We start from the raw sequence: 20,859 nt of genomic DNA on the forward strand, positions 1-20,859 counted from the left end.
TTATACAAACAATAATTAATTCACACCAACTGCATCAAATACTACCGTTAAAGCTTTTCCTCAGACCCACTTTCCCCCAAATCAGTAGCATTCGGGAGTGTGGATAATTCAGCTCTCTATAAGTAAGTTAATCATTTAAATGAAGTTTTATTGTTTTTAGTATCAGTTTTCTAAATAAGGGCTCTTTAAAGTGAAAAAAAATCAAAAATTAATGAAAATTACCTAGTACACAAATACACGCTTATTACACATAAATAACATACTATATTTTATAAGATCCTTCCGCCAACCTCCCTGATCACCCTCCTTTCATGAACGGAACAGGGAGGTACATATATGCCTAAGTTGTATTTAGCCCTTTCCCCTCGTACAACTTTTAGTAGCTTATCTGCATCTTCAATATTAGCTGTTATCAAGGTTCATTTGGTATGAGTTTTAAAAGTCAATCAAGATATTGACTCAAAAAACAGCCCTACTAAGTATGTGGGGCTGCTTTTTATAATCAAATATTTATGTAATATTTCATTAAAAGCTCTTGCTTTCTTTCTTCAATTTCCTTAAATATATCTACATTAGATGAATTTTTTCGTTTGCGTTTCAATATACCTTTTAACAATGTTATCACCCTTTAGTTTTGATACTTTAAGTATAGGCTGATACCCATTTTCTGAAACCGAGCAAAAGATTTGTTTTTCTCTCATACTTATGACTGAAATGATCCTCCTTCATTTGCTCCATCAAACACAAATTTTCACCCCCCATAAAGGTTACGGGGTACATCATCTAAACCGAACCAACAGCTTTTATCCATTACTACTCTAAGTTTATTTAGCCCAATTATAAAGAAAAGCAAAAACACCCCTATCGTTTAAATAAGGTTGTTTTTGCGATATTTTTCTAAAATACTCAAAAACGCTCCATAGTAAAATCAGTATTTACAGCAATAGCAGCTTTATTTCCTTCTGCTGCCGAAATCAATAGTGATGAAGGAACCAACTTTTCGGTTTCCCCAGCTATATAGATGTTTTTTTGAGTTGTCCTTCCCATTCCATCTGTTACAACAACTCCATTTTCATCAATTTCACAACCTAGCTGTTCAACAAATGAAATGGGGCGATAAAACTTTGGTACAACAAACCCTCCTGTTCTCGCAATTGTTTCTCCTGATTCAAATTCTATTTCATGTAAATACCCATCAGCACCTATTAATTTTTTAACTGGCTCCATCTTTATTTGTATATGATGCTTTTGCAGCTCTAAGGCTCCACCTTCACTTATTTCAACACCATTTGTGATGAGCACTAAATCCTTAGACCAATTGTAAACTAATTTAGTCATATGAAGCATATATTCTTCATCTTCTGCGATAACAATTAATGGCTGTTCTCTCATCTCCCAGCCATCACAATATGGGCAACTAAAAATGCTTTTACCATAATATTCTCTAATAGATGGTAAAGGAAATACTTCTTGAACACCAGTGGCTAAGACTATTTTTTCCGCAATAAATTCTTTATCTCCTTCGGTTCTAACAGTAAATCTTCCATTATCTTTAGTTATCTCATTAATTTTTGTATTAAAGTAAGAAATTGAAGGATACTTCTCTAATTCTTTTAACCCTATTTCTCTAAATTCATGTGGTTTCGTTCCGTCTCTAGTTATAAATCCATGAGATTCTTGAGTGACTCTATTCCTATTGGTTCCATCATCAAACAAGCCAATATTTCTTCTTGCCCTTCCTAGAGTTAAACTAGTACTTAATCCCGCAGCTCCTCCACCTATAACAATACAATCAAAAATATTCATTTGAATCATCCTTTTCTGTTTTATATTTATAACAATCATTAAAGACCTTTTATATCTGTAATTAAGTTAAAGTTGAACAAGTACCTTACCAAATCTCCCTCCCATTTTTAAAGGAATTTTACCTGTATATGTTTTAAGTAAATATTCTTCGGATTTTTTAAGTTGCTTATCTTCTATAGGGATTCCGTATTCAACAAACCATTCCGATAATTTAGATACTACGTTTTCGATATCTATGTCCACAGTTTTTACATGTCTTTCAATCAAAGATTGATAAGAGTAACCTTTTAGAAAAAGTAGTTGTAAAAGATATGCCATATCAGAGGAGCCAATTCCTTGCGACTCTACCCCTATAATTGGTAATAGTTCATCCATTAAATAAATTTCTTTTCTACTAGACATCCCACTTATATAACAATATTTCTTCGCAAAACTGAATGCTTTTTCAACTATATTCCAATTGCTTATAGCCGGACACATAGATGAAAAGACGAGATCAAAGGATTGTTTATTATTGTCTTCTACTAAATCCTCAAATTGCTTTTGAATGATATTTACTTGAACAGAATGTTTTTTTGCATGTTCCGCTAACATAGTAGCTAAGTCTGAAGAAGGTTCGATAGCTGTAACCTCTGCTCCTTTTCTTGCCATAGGGATGCTAAATACACCAGATGCTGCTCCTATGTCTAACACAGATATCCCCTCAAAGCTAACACCTTGTTGTTCAATCCATGTTAAAATTCTATTGCTTCGTTGTCTACCTTCATCACTGAACGACATTTCATCATAAGACTTAGCCCATTTTCTGAATCCTTCTGTATTATAAGATCCCACCTGCCCCAATCTTTGCATTATTTTCACATTTGTATTAGGATCATTTTCCCAAGCAGACTCCCATGTTTTTTGATTAAATAAGTCGCTTCTCAATTATGATTACTCCTTCCATATAACTTTAAATTCAATGACATTAAAGACATTTTATATCCGTAATTAGATTATAAAACAACGTTGACTGTTGTTTTATTTAAGCTGCTTTCGTATAGTATGTTGTTTTTGTACAACAAAATAAACACTTATAAAACTAGTTTTCTTAACACTTTCTTCTATAAAACGACTGTTGAGTTATACGACATCTATTCTTCTTTTAGAAACAATAGCAACAAAGTATATGGAAAAAACCTTTATTTAATTAAGTCAGAAATTTTACGCTTTCTTAATTCTTCTTCCATTTTTTCTTCTGAACTTAACATGACTTTTTGTATCGGACATTCAGGTCCATGATCGTAACAATCAAATAATGAAGACCTTCCTTCAATTGCATCAATTATATCGAGAAATGAAATTGATTCCCACCCATGAGACAATGAATATCCTCCATTAGCTCCTGACGCAGAAGTAACCATGCCTTCTTTAACAAGTTTCGTTAATATTTTTGATAAATATGTCGGTGAAACATTTAATTTTTCGGCAAGAACTTGTACTCCAACAGGTTTATTAGCATTTATTGTGGCTAAGTATAACATCGTATGCAAAGCGTGACTTGTTGCTTTTGAAAATTTCATTTTCCAACCTCACTTTAACAATTATTACAGACTTAAAAGGTCTTTAATAACGATTATAATTTAAACTTATTTTAATGTCAATTTAGGATACTCTATTTTATTTTGCTAACTACCCCACTTACAAATCACACTATACCCACAACAAATCTAGTAAGTTTTTGTCTACAGTCTGAACGGCGTATACCTCTTCAATCACGAGCCATATATGGTTTTTACGCTTATTTCTCACACAACCCTCTATATTAAGACATATATAACTAAAATAGAAATCATATGTAATAGCAATGGGATTGATAGTTGTTGTGTAGGTAATTATTTCTCTTTACAATAATAGATAGCTGTGAAACTGCTAACATATAGTACATTATAAAATTATCACATTCTCTCCCTGTTTCCTGTCTTCACGAAAACAGAGAGAGTTTAAATATTTATAGGCTGTTTTCGCATTGATTGTTGCTTTTCGTACTAAGAACTAAATACGTATAAACCAAGTATTCTTAGTATCTTATCATTTAAAATGAAGTCAATTATAGATTAATAATAATAAACTTCTGATTAGTAACAATCACATGGTACTTCTACGAAATCATTGTTATATACAGGTGTACCTACCGTACAGTTATCTCTGTCACGAAAATACAGGTTTGCAAATACACACATACATTTACATTTATTCTCCGTTTCTATCACGAGTTCAGCGTGTCGAGTCATATCAAAATCAAATGTTCTACGAGTACCTGGAGGAATCATTATTGTCTCTTCTTTAATTATTGATGGTTGATCTCGTTCTTCCCAATCAAATGCTGTAGCTCTAATTGTACATTCTTCTTCACCACGATTTATAATCTCTGTATGTCCATTATCAGCACCGACTTCTCTGTACAAGACACCAGTAGTTCGTACTTTTGCCTTGGCCATTAATACACCTCCTTCAACCTTTATAGTTCATAATATTCATTAATGAGAGAATAGCTTGGACTTGTATATAGAAATAAAAAAACTATGCTTATATATATATTTCAGAAGCATAGTTTTTATTTGAATTTTGATAGCTATAATTTCTATTATGTTTTCAATGCATCAATAAATTATTTGTTTTTACTATACCTTAGCCTCATTTAACCATTTCAGCGTACTCTCTATTTTATAGGATCTCCACATATTATGTGCCAATGAAGATGCTTAGAATCTTGGTAATCACCTAGGTTAGTCATTACTCTGCAAGCACCATGTTCCTCAGTAACTTTCGAAGCAACCTGTTTTATTAGATCGAACAGTTCAAGTAATAATTCACTATCATTTTCTTCTAATGTAATTAAAGAAGAGATGTGCCTTTTTGGTATGGCTACTATATGTATAGGATAAAAAGGGTGTACCGAAATGCGCGTAATTGCGGATAATTCTATAAATGTTTATTTTATGTTAAAAACTGCGATTGGTGTTCTACCTTCATTCTCTTTATCGACGGTAGCAATAAAAGCTATGTTGGAATCCTCACTCCAATATCCTGATTTAGAAATAACAGCATATAAATCTGCATTTTCCATTATTCGTGTAGTATTCGTTAATTTATCATTTTGAAGCTCTGCCATATAGACGTTTGTTTTAAATTCATCCCCAATTTGTACTGGTGTATCAAACATGATTTTTTGCTCATCAGGAGATATATTATAAGAAGGTGTCCATATTCCTTCACTACTTTTACCACCAGCTACAAGTAGCTCCACATGATTTGTTTTTTGATCCAATATAAATACCCCACTTTTCCCCTCATATATTCCATCAAAAATCATTCGATCATTTTGTAAGAAATCATAATTCGATATGTGATCAGGGGAATTTGGTAAACTTAATACTGGTGTAACCTCGCCATCTTTATTTATCTTAAATATACCTGGTCCTTCTTTAAGAGAGTTACCATCAACATAAATACCATCTGGAGCTTTTTTAATAGAATTAGCCGAAAAACCCTCAAGCGTAAATGACTTACTCGCGTCCCAAGTAACTGTTTCATTTGATTCAACATGAATAAGATTTACTTCTAGAATGGAATTGTCAAAATCAAAAATCACATCTATGACCGAATCTCCTTCAGAATCTGCAAAATAAGCATTCTCTGGTGTTTTTTTCTTAAGGAATTTCTTCTCACCATTTATCAAATTATGAACGTAAATGTCTTCTCCTTTATATGATAGAGCCCTATTACCATCTTTTGAAAGCGCAATGATTTCTTGATCCGTTATGCTCTTTTCTTGTTTAGTAGTTGTAGCCAATGTTTTGAATAATCCTTTATCATAATAATAGAATTTACTTCCACGAAACCAATCGTAATTAAGTTCTTCTTCGACTTCAATATTCTGTTGGCGAGTTACGTCCAATGTGCTATCTGCTAAAGCACTTTCCAGTTGAACATCGTCATTAATAATAACAATTTGTTCATGATCTGTTATTGTTTCTTGTGCTGTTCCTTGCAAAGAGCAACCTACTGAAAATATGCTTATCAATACAAGTACCAAAAATCCCTTTAACTTAGTAACCATCCACTTTTCCTCCTCTTTATCTCGTGTACAGGTTTAGAATACACAATTGATATTGCCAACTTTTCAGAAGTTGTTGCCGTTTTGTTGCCAACGTGGAAGGTTAATTGTAGTAATAGCTCGTCCATCCTCATAATGAAAAGAAATTGTCCCATTAAGTCTTAATATAATTTGCTTACATATATATAGACCTAAGCCACTACTCCCTCGTCTTTGTGTATGAACGAAAGGTTCAAAAGCATGTTCTACTATTGATTCAGCAATTGAATGACTTCTATTTACTACTGTAATTGTTTCTCCAGTTATTGATACAACAATTTGTTCTTCTGTTAATCCATATTTAATTGCATTGTCTAGTACATTGATGAAAACCTGCCTAAGTTCATCCTCATTTCCTTGTACTACAAAGTCATCTCCTAACAGAACTATCTTCATTTGCTGTCTTTCAGCTTTCAAGCTCATATCTTCACAAACTGAAGACAAGAGAGGATATAAGTGAAGAACTTCATTCTTTTTTAAGATGGGATCTGCTTCTTTTTTAGATAGTTCTAATAACTCAATGACCATCTCATTAAGTCTATTACTTTCCAATCTGATTTTTTTGGCTGCTTTTTGTAAGAAGAAAGCATCATTAAAGTCTTTTTCACCAATAATTTGTGCATATCCAGAGATCGTTGCAAGAGGAGTCTTTAACTCATGTGTAACATTATTGAAAAAAGTTGTTCTACTTTTTTCAAGTAACATAACCTTTTCCTTCTCTTTCTCAATAATCTCGATATGGCCTTGTATTTTTTTCTTCATTTCATTAAAACTAGTCGTTAAAACTTCTATTTCATCCCCTGTTTTTGCATATACATTAGTGCTATAATCTCCAGCTGCCATTAATTTAGTCGCTGCTGTTAATCTATGTAAAGGTTTGATGATTTGATTAGTTAGCAATAAGGATATGATAAAGACACCAAAAAATAGGCTAAATGTTAAGACAGTAAAACTCTTTAAAATTTCTCTGTTATTAGCAAAAAGTTCAGTATAATCACCTGTGAAACGAAGAACACCATAAAATTCTCCTTGAATATATAAAGGGTAAGAAAAGTAAACTAGACTCCCATTTGCCACATGATTAACAGAAAATGCTGATTTATTATTAAAGGCTTGATTCAAGCTTACGCTTTCGTTTGCTTCAAGATTTGATTGAAATGTTTGATTCCCCAATAATAATGGTCGGTCAATTGGTACTGCTTCATATAAAAAAACTCCTTCTTGATCATATATTGATATACTTTGTTTATACAATTTACTTAACTCTTGAGCTATCGTACTACCATATTTTTTTAGTAAATTTTCATCAGTTGGATGAAGCTGGGAGAATTTTTTTATGTGCTCTCTAGATGAGTATTGAAGTTTCCCTAACTCACTTTCAATCATCGCATGAGAATTTGTTTCTAATGATGTCTTCAATACATGGTTAACAACAATTGCGGCTAAAGTAAATAGTATACAAAATCCAAGGAAGAATTTTCTCCGAATTGTCCACTTCATTTAGTCATTCTCCCCTCATTTTATATCCAACACCAAAAACTGTTTCTATGATGGAAGGAAGTACAGGAGAATCAAGTTTTTTTCTAATCCGTTGAACATGGACATCGACTGTACGTAAATCTCCATCATAATCAAAATCCCATACAGTATCGAGAATTTCTTCACGAGAGAATACCCTATTTTTATGTTGTGCGAACAATAGTAATAATTCGTATTCTTTAGGTTTTAAAGCTATTAACTGGTCATCTTTATAAATAGTATGTGATCGAGGTTCAATTCTCACCAAGTCATTTATAGCTATATATGATGATTGAGTGGTAGGATTACGCCGACGAATAAGTGCTTTCACTCTAGCAGTGACCTCCCTGACATCAAAAGGCTTTGTCATATAATCGTCGGCACCAATCTCAAGACCCAATACTTTATCAACAATATCATCCCGTGCTGTTAGCATCATTACAGGAACACTACTTGTTGTTATCAGCTTTTTACATATATCAAAACCACTTATATCGGGTAACATTAAGTCTAAAATTACGACATCCGGCCCAACTCCCTCAAAAACTCTGAGTCCTTCTTCACCTGTCGCAACTCCGTGTACACGGTACCCTTCCTTACACAAGGAATAGGTGAGAATATCTAGAATAGATTCTTCATCTTCTATTATTAGTATCGTCTTTTCTTTTTTAATAATATACACCCTCTTAAAAAACCATTTTCAAATATTATTCTACTAAAAAGTTGTTACCAAATTGTTGCTAAAAAAGAACCTTCTACTTCCCGAGTGGGAGGTGGATGCTCTGTTACCCCACAGTGGACTTTCAACACTAGCTGCTATACGTGGCACACACATAAAAGGGAGTATCTAGTACCCCCTTTTCGAATTAGTTTATTATTATTTAATCAATTATTATTTATTACGACTGTACATTTGACCTGCATTCTTATTAATAAACATCAGCAACCATCAGACAACTCGAATATAAAGAAATAATAAACTATTAAATCCTATCATAGCTTATAACTCATCTTAAATGTTTTTCCTTTTCCAACGCCTCCTAATAATTAATTAATGATCAAAAAAAATGGACTGATCAACAGTCCATCGTTGTTCAATTCTTTTGAGCCGTTTTGTAGATTAACTAGCTTTCCTATCTCTGTCGACCCAATCAGAATTTCCCGTTATTCGTTTACTATTGCCCAGCGCATATGGTCTTCCCAAACACCATTTACTTTTATCATTTTTCGAGATAAACCTTCAAATTCAAAGCCTAATTTCTTTACTACTTGAATAGATCCTTTATTTCTTGGGATAATAGGTGCTTCAATACGGTGTAATCCAAAGTCTTGGAACATCACTTTAATGGCCTTTTCTAAAGCTTCAGTAATAAACCCTTTATTTAACTCATCCTTATCTAACTTGTAGCCAAGAATACAAGACTGCAGTATCCCTCGAACAATTAGACTAAAAGAAATACAGCCTATAATCCTAGTATAGTCTTGGTCTACTTTTTTAAATATCCATAACTTAAAAGAAGTTCCCTCATTATATGATTCGAGGTCTTTTGCTATATTATTTTCTTGAATCTCTAGAGTATAAAAATCCGAAGGTCTTTGTGCCTCCCATTCTGCTAAGAAGTCCTTATTCCTTTGATAATAGGCAAGTACTTCCTCTACGAAGGATTTATCTATTTGTCTTAAAACTAAACGTTCAGTTTCATATATTTTCATTTTTTCAACCTTTTAGTATGTATTAGTTCAGTTATTCACTTATTTTCAAGATTATTGCAGATAACAGCCTGTTAATGTATCCTTTTACATAATTAATTTCTTTGTGAATAAAAACAAATAAATTATTGCTGTAATAACAACAATTCCTAAACTTACTACTATGAACCCATAAAAAAATCCACTGACTGACGCAAATACATCTAAAAACATATTTTTAATAAAGTCAAGAACCTTCTTCATATATTTACCTCTCTACTAGTAATAGGTTTGTATAACTCTTTAAAACATCTACCTTATTCCAAATTCTGCCCTATAACTTAAGACCAATTATTTCAAATGTTTAATATTTCGGCAATCTTTTTTCACCAAATATTTTACTTAAATAAAAAAATCCTTGTCTTATTTCGGATTAACACCATTTTATTGAAGAGCGAATACCTTTTATCATTTGAATTCGCATTGATTTTGTTTTTCATATTAAGAAATAAAATATGTACACAACTAGAGTTCTAGAAGCTAGTTCAATTATTAATTTAACAATTTGTGTAGTAACTCCTAAAGAAGCTTTCACGAATAAAATCTTGATTTTTTACTGAATCTTTCTGCATGCCCCAAAATATTTTATCAGTTTAACCAATTCAAGAAAAAATTCTTCTTACTGATACACATATCGCATACATATAAGCCCTATACTTAAATATTGACAAAGTGTTTATCATCATCTATTATATGAATTATCCTAGTTTTGAGATATATAATATTAGAATATATAATTTTAGATTATATAAAATTAGGATAAATAATCTTTTTATTGTATAACTGGCCAGTTATCAATATAAATTAAAATTCAACTACAGAAAGGTGCTGTAAATTATGAAAAAAAATTATTTAGTTGCTTTACTCTCACTTTTGTTAATGTTTGGTATAATCGGAAGCTCTTTTGCAGCTGGGCTTAATGACAACAATGAAAAACTAATTCAAGATGAAAGTTCCGAAAATGAAGATAGTGAGTTATATCCAGCCCCACTTCCTGATAATGCAAAAGGAGCTATGATCCCTATGGATAAAGGGTATCTAGTTGAGGAAATAGGAGATGGAATTTATGCTGTAATGGATGGTATTTTCAGTACGATGTTTATGACTACTGGAAAAGGAGTTATAGCAGTGGATGCCCCAACTACACTTGGAGATAAGTATTTAGCAGCGATCAAAGAAGTAACGGATGAACCGATAAAATATGTCATTTATAGTCATGCACACCAAGATCATATTGGCGCTGCGTCAATGTTCCCTGATGATGTAAAGATTATTGCGCATGAAGAAACAGCAAACATATTAGAAGAAAGAAAAGACCCTAACCGCCCTATCCCTACACAAACTTTTAAAGCCGATAAAAAAGTGTTATCAATTGGAGATAAGAAGCTTCAGTTAGATTACATTGGAGATAATCATCAAGAAGGAAACATATTTATTTCTGTACCAGACCAAAAAGTTTTAATGGCTGTGGATATCGTTTTCCCAGGCTGGGTACCGTTTCGATATTTAGCTCTTTCTGATAATATTCCAGGGTGGATAGATGCGCATTATAAAATATTAGAATATGACTTTGACACTTTAGTTTCTGGTCACGTTACTCGCTTAGGCACACGTGAGGATGTAGAAACTCAAATAGAATACATCGAAGATATAATTGAAACTACTAAACTTGCTATGCAAGAGGTAAGTCAATTTGAAATTGGTCAAAGAGTAGGTTTTGAGAACCCTTGGTATGTCATGGATGTTTATTATAATGAAGTAATTAAAGTAGCTAATGACGATCTTCTTCCTAGATGGATTGATCGACTAGGTGGAGCTGATATATATACATCGCAACACATTTCCAAAGTACTTGATATGTTACGACTTGAATAAATAGTATCTTCACATGTTCATACCTTTTAAACGTCTCCTCTTAAGCGTTTAAAAGGTATGAACTTCACCTGCAAAATAAGTGAGATTACCCTAAATGAACGAATTGATACGTGTAGTGTTCCTTAATGAATACTCATATTATTGAATAACGGTAGTTGTTAAATTTCGTTCCACCAATACAATTATTAACCTCGTCAAAATTCATTTACGAGGTTAATATAATTACTTACATATAAACTGTTTACAGTATTAATAATATAATAGTAAAGTTGTTAAAACTCGTATATCTGATTCAAGTACCATGCTTGTGGAATAACATTTACGTTAAAAACTTTATCAACTCAATAATCATTCCAAATAACAAAAAGAACCCATTTTGATAAAGATTGATCAAACGGGCTCTTTTTTTGTGGATGTATACGTTATTTTATTCAAAATGGTACAAACTTTGATTCAAGTGAGCATTTGTTATAAGTTTATATCATTTTTATGACACATGTGTGTAGCATTTTTTATTTATCTGTATGAATCATGCGTTGGTTGAAATAAGTCTTCTTCAGCATTTCTAACCATTGAAAAGTGTTCAACATTGTAATGGCCGTGGAGAGTTTTATTATGGTGCTTTATAATTTCTTCTGCACTTAAAACATCACTATCCGTTGTTGAATGTCCATCACTGACTAATGTGACATCCAAACTACTAATAGTAGCTGTTCTTACAGCACTATCTATACAGTGCTGTGTTGCACAGCCCATAATAACAACATGTTCAATTTCTTGAGATCTTAAATGATTTAAAAGTCCAGTCCCATGAAATGCATTTGTAGCAGCTTTGTCGAAAATCTTTGCATTCGAAGGTACAGTAATATCACCGTGAATTTGAAATCCTTTTCCTTTACCTTCAGCAACATCCTGATCCCTTACAAAGATTACTGAAACACCTGACATTATTGCTTTTTCAATGACTAAATTAATATTGCTAATAAGTTGCTCTTTATTAAAAACCGCACTTTCTTCTTGATTCCCATCAATTAGTTCTTGTTGAGCATCAATAATTAATAATATTTGTTTCAAATGATTTTCCCCTTTCAAATTTGGGGAAACGCTATATTAGTTAATTAGACGTATTCCCCATAGTATTTTTTACGTCGATAGATTTTTTGTTAGTCATAATATCTACCTCCTTAACAAAATATTGCCTAATTAGTATTCATAATATTTAGGCAACTAAATATTAACACAATTTCTTTTAAAGCGATAATTTAAAACAAGTTCATAAATTCATTTTTATAATCCGTATTAGATTTTTTCAGAAAACCGCTTTTATACACTTCACCAATAAGATTTAATGAACGTACGTAAAAGTTTACGAAATTATATTTACTGTCTCTTAATAAATTCCAACTCTTCATACTCTATACACCATAATTCCTAGTTAGTTTAATTACTACACTGAAACACATAGCTTATGTAGAGTCAGTATAAAGTGGTTTAATCCACAAATCTGCTAAATGTCTTCATGAAAAATAGTATCATTTGGCATAATAGTACGGAGTTTATGGACTTCGTCTTTGTTTGTTCTATGAACAAAAAACTCTGTTCCCCAATGTCCTGAGTTAAAGCATTCAGTTTCATCATTATAAAAAAAGAGAGAAAACCATTTCACTCTCCCCATGTTATCCAAGTAATCGGATAACAGATAGTTTATCAAATGAGGATGTAATTCAGTTTGTAAAATAGTGATCTCGTCTAGTACGTGTTTTATATTAGTACCTTTTATTGACACCAATTCCTTTATAGTTTTCTTTTCCACATTCCAACAATGTATTTCAACCGTATTACTTTGTGTTGAAAAGTATGTAATTAGAGGTATCCAGTAATCATAAGATATAGGGATTGCTACATCTGAGTTTTTTTCCATATACAAGGGTACAGCAAAGTACAATTTTGAGTGCATTACAACTTCCTCCTTTTTAGTCTTTTATATTAAATATTAGTTATCACACTATCACATATGAATAGAACATTATTTGTCTATATTTTTATTAGAATACCAGGCAGTGATATGTAAATGAATACCCACACAATAAGAACTAAATTACAATCCCCTCTCTTCTCTTACAGTTGAAATCTTAATAGTAATGAGTGAATGTTGATATTTTTCCATATTCGCAAATAAACACTTTTCTGATGTGTTACATAAAAGTGCTTATTGTTTAATAACAACTATTTATTTACCTACTCGTTCAAAAGCTAGGTGTCCTGCTAAACCAGTCAACACACTCCCCATGAACCAACGTTGAATCTTTTGCCATGTAGGACGTGTTGAAAACCATACAGATATTTTACTAGCTGTTAAAACAATGAGCAGATTAACGAAAAAACTTATTATAAGTTGCGTAAGACCTAGAGTAGCACCTTGGAGAAGTAATGATCCTTGTGCTGGATCTTGAAATTGAGGAAGTAAAGATACATACAAAATTGCAATCTTAGGGTTTAGTAAATTAGTCATGAATCCCATTAGAAACAATTTTCTCGGGGACTCAATGGAAAGAGTTTGCGGGGTCAAAATTGAAGTCTTTGAATTAAATGAATTCCAAGCAAGCCAAAGTAGGTAAGCAACACCTGCCCATTTCACTAATTCATAAATAAAGGGAACTGCATTAAATAGTGAAGCAAGTCCGAGTAATGTCGCAAATAAGTAAATCACAAATCCAAGCATAACACCTAAAAGAGAGATAATTCCTGCAATTCGTCCTTGAGTAATAGAACGAGAAATAAGATAAATCATGTTAGGTCCCGGAGAACATACAATACCAAGTGAAACTAATGCAAAAGCTAACAAACTCCCAATGCTAACCATAAAATTTCTCCTTTCAATATATTAATAGTTGGAAATATCTGCTTAATTATAAATTATGACATCATTCGAGTCAAAGAAAATAATAGTCATATAAAAAGCTATTTCTCTATTAGAGAGATACTCCACCATTATTAAAGAACGTTTTCAGCTCCTTGTAACCTAAATCATATTCATTTCAGCATATCCTTGAAATAAATATGAAACCAATCTTTATTTCAGGTTTGACCTAATTTATTAAACATAATTACATTTTTTTGTTTTTTCAGTAAAAAAATTATGTTCTGAGAGATAATTACTGATTTTCCCGAACGAGAAAGCTAATCCAACATATATTATAAAAGAGTAGAATTTATTACATCGATCACAATATTATATTTCACCATTTTGACCCACTCTATCGATCCAGGTCATTTTACTAGTTTCTTAGAATATATAATGGGTCTCAGTTGTAATATTTATTACATCGTTTAATATCTTAAATTATCATTATGAGGTGAAATATCTTAAAAAATATTTGTACAATTTTAAAAGAAATGAGGTGAAATTATGTCAGATGCTCTACAAGTTTATACTTTTGGAAAAGATAATAAGGGCAACCTTATGCCTCTTCAAGGAGTTCAAGTAGTGACTACGACAGATAACCCTTCGGTTTCGATCAATTCATTAACTACAGATTCCAATGGATTTGGACGAGCTACTGCCAACGGTCTCGGTCAAAGTGTGAATACAGTAACTACTTTTCCCACATTTCATCCCCCTAGTGGAACTAGCTTTGCCACCAATGATATGGAAGGTGTTACGGTTACACTGAACTTCACAACACCTATTATCTCAGTGCCACCGAACCTTGATTTAATACTTAATCAAACTAACACTACCAAAATCACAGTTTACTCATTAAGTGCGCCAAATAGAATTAAAACCGTAGATGATTTGTTGGCACAAAGAAAGCCTTTAGAAGGTGCAGATGTACGTCTCGTAAGAAACCAAGTACAAAAGGATCAACAATTTAGTAATAGTGATGGCGTAGCACAACTAGACATGCAGTCTTCAACGACCATGGTTGGTTTCAATATTGAAATAGGTGCTAGTGGGTATTTCAAGATCAACCTAACTCCATTTACAGTTGGTGAAAATCTTGGGGTTACGTTTGATGCTTATCTAACAAAAGATATTGTACCTCAACCTTAGAAAAGATTTTCGTAACAACGTACACCTTAAGTTTATGAATATAGTGGGTTAAGATTATTTTAAACACTAGTATTGATGATTCCTAAGATAATAAATAATGGCCCTTTCAATGAAGAAAGAAGCTCTTCTTCTAGAAAGGCGCCATATAGATAGATTATTTTTTTTGGCTTATTCTCATAGGTTGTTGTTTTTCATACGAATAAAAAAAACGAAAACAACTAGATTTCGTGGTATCTTTTCTTCTTGATGACTGTTGAGAGAACTCGGTATCTTTAACTTCTAGTTTAGGAACTATAGCAACAAAGTTTACAAATAGAGGCATTTGTTATTAGTTATCTGGACATTAAGAAACTGCTCACTTAAGTTGAATAAGCTTATTCTTCACTTGGTCTTGCCACTTCTTTTGTTACTTTTACTTCCCAAGAAATAATTGTTGTACTATCTTTCACATTATTTCCCTTAATAGTTTTTAATAATTTTAGAATTCCTTCATCAATTTGCTGACTTTTCATTACATTATAAATCTCTTTCGGAGAAGAGTACGGTTCTTTAGGACATTCAATCAGCCCATCAGTTGTTAAAAATATACAGTTTATTCCTTTTCTTAGTTCTCTTATACCACTACTGTAACAGGGAACTACTTGGTCAAATGTGTTGACTAGTCCAACCCATTCGTAGAATTGCCGTTGATTTATTTGATACTGACCAAGATTCGCAAGCTCTGGATGAAATACGTAAGAAATACAATCTCCTATAGAAAACCACCAAACATATTTATCCTTTCTTAGAACGATCAGACAAGCTGTTTCCCCTTTAACTTTTCGACAAGCAGTAAGAAACGCATCTTCTTGAAACAAGTTTAGAATTGTTCCCTCTATATTTTTTAATGTCTGTTCATATGGTAAGGATAATATAAGTTGTATATCTGACTTTCTCTTTGAGAATTGCTCTAATACTAATTCAGCACTTTGGGCTGAATTATGTGCATCTAAAATAACAGTAAACTCCCAATTTGCTTTTTCATCTATCCAAATTAAGCAGCCATCTTCATTTTTATACTGACCTTCCAGGGAGTTACCACCGAACCTTCCTAAGGATACATGCTTAAAATTATTTACATTTATTAAGTCTACGAAATTTGCTTGGCTCCCAACCCAACTAAATTCACTAATGGAATTTCCCATATCAATGATTCTCCAAATATGCTTTTAAACGATTACACAGCCTTACAACCTCGACGTTATCACCCATAGGAGCATTTTCCCAGTCATAAACAGCTGAAGGTCCCCAATATTTTTTCGGGGTATTTGGATAACGTGGAACTATATGCATATGAAGATGAGGAACTGCATCACCTAAAACATATGAATAAACATGTTCAGCATTTTCGCTTTCTATAAGAGCTTTGCTTACTTTTGCCATGACCATTCCAAATACCTGTGCTTCATCAACTGTCATATCACCGAGTGTTGGAATGTGTCTTTTTAAGTCAATCATTATATGACCTAAATAATGTGGTTTGCCATCTTGATCGATGTGACTAACATAAACAAAATCATCCTCATAAATGGTTACTCCTGAAGTTTGAATATTTCCAGTATGCTTGTTACAAATAAAACAATCTTCCACAATAATTCACCTCATATAAATTCTTTTTTTATATAATAAAAATCCTACTATCTCATAAAGAGACGATAGGATTTTCATCGTGGTACCACTCTTCTTGTTTCATTTTCGTTAAACGAAACATCTTAGGACTTTGTTACGGAAGTTAACCGTATAGACTTAAATATCCATCTATCCACTCCTAGGCGAGTTGGGGATGTTATTGACTGTCTTGCACCTTCCGACAGCTCTCTATACAATAACTTGTCCTTAATACTCCTAATCAAAGCGTTTATTTGATATATTTTTTAAAATTCTATATATTGAAATTCAATTTGTAAATATTTTTCTATAAAGCCGAATTCTCTCAATACAGTTAACTATTGTAAATTTTTCGTTACCCAACCTTCTCACATGATCAAGGGAATATTATTCCTGAATTTTAGAGATAATGTTTTCTTATGTAAATATAGTTGATTTCTCGGTAAGTTAGATTATGTCGCAGTAAAAAACCTTGCTGATTAGTAATAGGTTACTTCTGCACTAACTGAATTAGGTTGCCACATGTATCATTGAAGATAGCTATTGTCACTTCACCCATTGCTGTTGGCTCCATAGAAAACTTTACGCCTTTTTCCTTTAATCGTTTGTACTCTCTTTGAATATCTGCAACACCAAACATTGTTGCTGGGATGCCATCGGCAAATATCTTCTCCTGATACTCTTTTGCGGCAGGATGTTCATTCGGTTCGAGTAAAAGCTCTGTACCGTCCAGGTCATCGGGAGAAACGAGTGTTATCCACCTAAATTCTCCGGCAGGAACGTCCTCCTTTTTTACAAATCCAAGCTTTCCTGAATAAAAATCTAGTGCCTTGTCTTGATCTTGTACGAATATACTAGTAACAACGATTTTCATACTTTAGAGCCTCCCTTGTCTACAAACAAAATACTATTCTTGATAAAATAATACTTGATTTGGTGATAATTAGATACCATTTATCCTTCTTATTACTTAATAATATGACAATAGTTTATATAACAATACACGTTACAAACTTTGTTTTTTTCCTTTCCTTCTGTATGAAACTCCCACCATAAAAGATGTTATTATCAAAAGAAGTATTGGTATGACACTTTTGTCCAGACCTTCAATTAAGATAGCAATTATCATTCCTAAAAACATTACTCCCGAGATAATAAAGTAAACTAAAGATGTGTCTATATATTCTTTAGCTGTGAATTCTTTTCTCTTAATCATAAATATCTCCTTTACAACCGTTTACATTCATTAAAGGCTCATTTCGTAAACATTGTTGCTATTGTTATCAAATTAGTGCTAAAAAAAGTTACTTTAAATTGTTAGGCATAGTTGTACAGAAGAAAAGATGCCACGAACTCATTTTGTGTAAGTTTTGCTTCTTAATATGAAAACAATAATCAATGCTTTACACTGATTATTTCAAATGTTCAGTACTTAAGCAATCCATTTTTACAGAATATGGCGTATAAAAAGATGCTTATCTTTATTTCAGATTTATAGTAAAACATGTTGAAGCAACTTATTAAATAAAAAATACTAGTGGTAGAATTATAGCAAGAGAATCTGGAAAGGAAGTAGTTTTTATGATAGAAAACAAAACAATAATAATGTTAATGAAGTTATCAGAGCGTAAATATTGGGGGATGTCGATTCTGAATTATGTTGTATTGATAGGTAGCGTGTCAGTAATAGTGTTGTACGTGTTAGACACTCCTATTAGAAGAGTAATAGGTCCGTATGCTTTTCTTATTTCCTTAATAAGCTTTATTGATCATCATGTTTATTATAAATTAGTTGAGAAAGTCAAAGAACAAGAAGAGATCGAGTACGAGAAAAATAACCAGTAGAAAATATAGCAAGGCCATAAAAAGGATTTTCTACCTTTCCTACAGGTTCTTTATGCAGTTCTTATTAGATATAAATCAACTCTTCTCTTATGCTTTATCAGAGGTCATTCGGATTAAGAGTTCAACTAGTCAATTTTGGTTCTCTGTTTTTTAATGCTATTACTATTATTCTAGCTTTACAACATTCTTGCACCATGAATAACCATGAGTTAGTACATTCACCCTTCTCAGTATATTTTAACAATGTCATTATTTTCATTATAGATTTTCAAATAAAAATTGTGTAATTTCTTCATTTAGTTCATGGTGGAACTGCTTTCTATTAAATCCAGGTGGGTCTTGTGATGGAAGAAAAGATGAATTTGTCATTTTTTTTGGGAATGGGCTAAGAAACGAGAAATGTCCTGCATTTTTAATAATCTTATGTTGGATCATTGTACTGTCAGGTATCCCATTCAATATAATGTCTGCATGAAAATAAGGTGTAATTTGATCTTTCTCCCCTACATACATCAAAATAGGGATGTTTATGTCTTGCAAAGCACCCTTATCTTTAAACCAAACTGAAGCTGGTGCTAACAGAATTAAAGATTTAATTCTGTAATCTGGTGTAACATTAATAAAATGAACTTTTCCATCAGAAGATTCATATGGAAAAGAGGTTGGTACTCCTCCTGCTGCAGCTAATGCTGTGTACCCTCCCATAGAATGTCCGATAACTGAGACAGAATCAGGTTTTAAAATTTTCATGAAATTTTTATTATTAAAGAACCAATCGATCGCCATAGAAATATGCTTTGGCCTAATCGTTAGGTTATCCATAGTTCCTTCAAATGTGTTGTTGTTTATATTGTTAAATGGGTGCTCAATCATTCCTACAACAAATCCTTTGCGAGCCAAATGGGAAGCAATCGTTCGATAAACTAAAGGTGAGCCACCGGTGCCATGAGATATTAACACCAATTTGAACATACCTTCTTGAGGTTTAGCATCACTCGAAATATTCAATTGATATGGTCCAATGTTATCCACTTTTGCGGGAATATTCGTTGGATACATTACAAATATTGAAAATGTTACATCTAATTGTTCGTCAGTAAGCTCGACTCTTCGATAGCCGGCAAACATTTCTTCATTCATAAAATCCAGCTCCTATTAATATAGAGTTATTTTCACCCATATCCCAACTCAATGAAATACCTAAGCTTCTTCTTTCCTTAAAAATAGAAATGATCTATTCCACAGATGGGATTCAAATTTTAAATAAGAAATACTTAGAATTGTAGTTGAGTATCATTAATTAACTTAGAACGAAACCTTTTTTATAGGAACATAAATATTATTTTGTAATAAATTTTGGGAATTTATATTACACCTCTCACTAAACTCGGTAGTACCTGCATGTTCATAACCAGAGTGTGGGAACCATTCTTCATATATTACACGCCAAGTTTCTTGAATTGATTTACTAAAATCTGCTGGTTTTACTTTTGGTGTAGTAAAAACAGCAAACTCTGTTTCTGGAAATACTCTAAAAGTTTGACCTTCCTCTACTTGATCAAAATCATTCACTTCTGCTCCAATTATATATAAAAATTCTCCAGTTTCTATATTAAAATCTGTACAAATGCCTAACTCAACCATTGTGTCATTATGAATACAATTTTTTATCTTACCGCCCAAATTTCGCTCTTTATACACCTTCCAAAAATGTGGAATTTCTTTAAAATTCCTTCCATCATCTATTGTCGTTCTTAGCTCATACCCAACAACTTTATATTCTGGCTTTTTAACAATACGAAAATCCATTTCAATTCCCCCTAAATAGGGATTATATCGACGCTGCAGTACATTTGCCTTTGGATATAATTGTGTTTTAATATGTCGTTTTCTATATTCGCTAGGTGTCATTTTAAATAATTTTTTGAAAGAACGTGTAAACGTTTCATGAGATCTAAATCCATTTTCCAAAGCAATATCAATTACTCGAATATCTGTACAGGAAATTTTATAAGCTGCTTGTACTAACCTCCTTTTTCTAACGTACTCCATTACAGATGCTCCTACCAACGTATGGAATACTCTATGAAAATGATAGATTGAAAAGTTAGCTTTATTGGCTAGTTCTTCAAGTGTTAAGTCATTTTGTAGGTTTAACTCAATATAATCAATCACTTTCTGAATCGAATAATGATATCCCATTTGTAGTTTAACTCTCCTCTCTTGT

Annotated in this window: 21 protein-coding genes, 1 pseudogene and 1 other annotated feature; of the genes and pseudogenes, 3 read left to right on the forward strand and 19 right to left on the reverse strand. The window is 32.3% G+C overall.

Annotated elements, in window-relative coordinates:
- Window positions 1-906 precede the first annotated feature (906 nt).
- From ACSVDA_RS03245 to ACSVDA_RS03290, 10 genes and pseudogenes are all read right to left on the reverse strand, one after another.
- Window positions 907-1,806: an NAD(P)/FAD-dependent oxidoreductase gene (locus tag ACSVDA_RS03245; RefSeq protein WP_485880799.1), complete on the reverse strand. Its 900-nt coding sequence runs from the start codon at window positions 1,804-1,806 to the stop codon at window positions 907-909.
- 66 nt (window positions 1,807-1,872) lie between these two features.
- A complete protein-coding gene (locus ACSVDA_RS03250) occupies window positions 1,873-2,733 on the reverse strand; it encodes a class I SAM-dependent methyltransferase (RefSeq protein WP_485880801.1) in 861 nt (286 codons plus the stop codon).
- Window positions 2,734-2,987: 254 nt separating this feature from the next.
- Window positions 2,988-3,368 carry an RrF2 family transcriptional regulator gene (locus ACSVDA_RS03255; RefSeq protein ID WP_214483682.1) on the reverse strand — a complete coding sequence of 127 codons (381 nt, stop codon included), beginning with the start codon at window positions 3,366-3,368 and terminating at the stop codon, window positions 2,988-2,990.
- Window positions 3,369-3,923: 555 nt separating this feature from the next.
- Window positions 3,924-4,286: a hypothetical protein gene (locus ACSVDA_RS03260; RefSeq protein ID WP_485880803.1), complete on the reverse strand. Its 363-nt coding sequence runs from the start codon at window positions 4,284-4,286 to the stop codon at window positions 3,924-3,926.
- Window positions 4,287-4,507: 221 nt separating this feature from the next.
- Window positions 4,508-4,738: pseudogene (locus ACSVDA_RS03265) on the reverse strand (HIT family protein); the annotation flags it as partial.
- Window positions 4,739-4,780: 42 nt separating this feature from the next.
- Window positions 4,781-5,908 carry a hypothetical protein gene (locus tag ACSVDA_RS03270; protein WP_485880805.1) on the reverse strand — a complete coding sequence of 376 codons (1,128 nt, stop codon included), beginning with the start codon at window positions 5,906-5,908 and terminating at the stop codon, window positions 4,781-4,783.
- A gap of 63 nt (window positions 5,909-5,971) precedes the next feature.
- Complete coding sequence (locus ACSVDA_RS03275; protein WP_485880807.1) at window positions 5,972-7,444, reverse strand: HAMP domain-containing sensor histidine kinase; 1,473 nt, start codon at window positions 7,442-7,444, stop codon at window positions 5,972-5,974.
- Window positions 7,445-7,448: 4 nt separating this feature from the next.
- Window positions 7,449-8,144, reverse strand: coding sequence for a response regulator transcription factor (locus ACSVDA_RS03280; RefSeq protein WP_485880808.1), 696 nt, complete (start codon window positions 8,142-8,144; stop codon window positions 7,449-7,451).
- Window positions 8,145-8,626: 482 nt separating this feature from the next.
- On the reverse strand, window positions 8,627-9,175 hold the full coding sequence (locus tag ACSVDA_RS03285; RefSeq protein WP_485880810.1) for a GNAT family N-acetyltransferase: 549 nt from the start codon (window positions 9,173-9,175) through the stop codon (window positions 8,627-8,629).
- 84 nt (window positions 9,176-9,259) lie between these two features.
- Window positions 9,260-9,415: a hypothetical protein gene (locus tag ACSVDA_RS03290; RefSeq protein WP_485880812.1), complete on the reverse strand. Its 156-nt coding sequence runs from the start codon at window positions 9,413-9,415 to the stop codon at window positions 9,260-9,262.
- Between the two features lie 633 nt (window positions 9,416-10,048).
- Here ACSVDA_RS03290 and ACSVDA_RS03295 point away from each other — a divergent pair.
- A complete protein-coding gene (locus ACSVDA_RS03295) occupies window positions 10,049-11,086 on the forward strand; it encodes an MBL fold metallo-hydrolase (protein ID WP_485880814.1) in 1,038 nt (345 codons plus the stop codon).
- A 516-nt stretch (window positions 11,087-11,602) separates the two neighbouring features.
- Here ACSVDA_RS03295 and ACSVDA_RS03300 read toward each other — a convergent pair.
- The 3 genes from ACSVDA_RS03300 to ACSVDA_RS03310 all read right to left on the reverse strand — a co-directional run bounded on the left by ACSVDA_RS03300 (window position 11,603) and on the right by ACSVDA_RS03310 (window position 13,949).
- A complete protein-coding gene (locus ACSVDA_RS03300; protein ID WP_485880816.1) occupies window positions 11,603-12,160 on the reverse strand; it encodes an isochorismatase family protein in 558 nt (185 codons plus the stop codon).
- Between the two features lie 433 nt (window positions 12,161-12,593).
- Entirely contained in the window at window positions 12,594-13,043 is a 450-nt protein-coding gene (locus ACSVDA_RS03305; protein WP_485880817.1) for a hypothetical protein, read from the reverse strand.
- Between the two features lie 273 nt (window positions 13,044-13,316).
- Window positions 13,317-13,949, reverse strand: coding sequence for a LysE family translocator (locus ACSVDA_RS03310; RefSeq protein WP_485880818.1), 633 nt, complete (start codon window positions 13,947-13,949; stop codon window positions 13,317-13,319).
- A 546-nt stretch (window positions 13,950-14,495) separates the two neighbouring features.
- On the opposite strand from ACSVDA_RS03310, the gene ACSVDA_RS03315 reads away from it, so the two are divergent.
- Window positions 14,496-15,140 (forward strand): hypothetical protein, encoded by a 645-nt coding sequence (locus tag ACSVDA_RS03315; protein WP_214483672.1) that lies wholly within the window; start codon window positions 14,496-14,498, stop codon window positions 15,138-15,140.
- A 374-nt stretch (window positions 15,141-15,514) separates the two neighbouring features.
- On the opposite strand, the gene ACSVDA_RS03320 is transcribed toward ACSVDA_RS03315, so the two are convergent.
- From ACSVDA_RS03320 to ACSVDA_RS03335, 4 genes are all read right to left on the reverse strand, one after another.
- Window positions 15,515-16,324, reverse strand: coding sequence for a PP2C family serine/threonine-protein phosphatase (locus ACSVDA_RS03320; protein WP_485880819.1), 810 nt, complete (start codon window positions 16,322-16,324; stop codon window positions 15,515-15,517).
- A 1-nt stretch (window position 16,325) separates the two neighbouring features.
- Window positions 16,326-16,769: an HIT family protein gene (locus ACSVDA_RS03325; RefSeq protein ID WP_485880820.1), complete on the reverse strand. Its 444-nt coding sequence runs from the start codon at window positions 16,767-16,769 to the stop codon at window positions 16,326-16,328.
- A 55-nt stretch (window positions 16,770-16,824) separates the two neighbouring features.
- Window positions 16,825-17,041: a binding site (T-box leader), on the reverse strand.
- A 236-nt stretch (window positions 17,042-17,277) separates the two neighbouring features.
- Complete coding sequence (locus tag ACSVDA_RS03330) at window positions 17,278-17,661, reverse strand: VOC family protein (protein ID WP_485880821.1); 384 nt, start codon at window positions 17,659-17,661, stop codon at window positions 17,278-17,280.
- 132 nt (window positions 17,662-17,793) lie between these two features.
- Window positions 17,794-18,003, reverse strand: a complete 210-nt coding sequence (locus ACSVDA_RS03335; protein WP_485880822.1) for a hypothetical protein — start codon at window positions 18,001-18,003, stop codon at window positions 17,794-17,796.
- Window positions 18,004-18,368: 365 nt separating this feature from the next.
- Between ACSVDA_RS03335 and ACSVDA_RS03340 the strand changes: the two genes are divergently transcribed.
- Complete coding sequence (locus ACSVDA_RS03340; RefSeq protein ID WP_485880823.1) at window positions 18,369-18,632, forward strand: hypothetical protein; 264 nt, start codon at window positions 18,369-18,371, stop codon at window positions 18,630-18,632.
- A gap of 258 nt (window positions 18,633-18,890) precedes the next feature.
- On the opposite strand, the gene ACSVDA_RS03345 is transcribed toward ACSVDA_RS03340, so the two are convergent.
- Window positions 18,891-19,772, reverse strand: a complete 882-nt coding sequence (locus ACSVDA_RS03345; RefSeq protein ID WP_485880824.1) for an alpha/beta hydrolase family protein — start codon at window positions 19,770-19,772, stop codon at window positions 18,891-18,893.
- A 165-nt stretch (window positions 19,773-19,937) separates the two neighbouring features.
- Complete coding sequence (locus ACSVDA_RS03350) at window positions 19,938-20,834, reverse strand: AraC family transcriptional regulator (protein WP_485880826.1); 897 nt, start codon at window positions 20,832-20,834, stop codon at window positions 19,938-19,940.
- Window positions 20,835-20,859: the final 25 nt, after the last annotated feature.

The organism is Cytobacillus sp. Hm23 (assembly GCF_051842895.1).
In the GTDB taxonomy this organism is placed as follows: Bacteria; Bacillota; Bacilli; order Bacillales; family SM2101; genus Nanhaiella.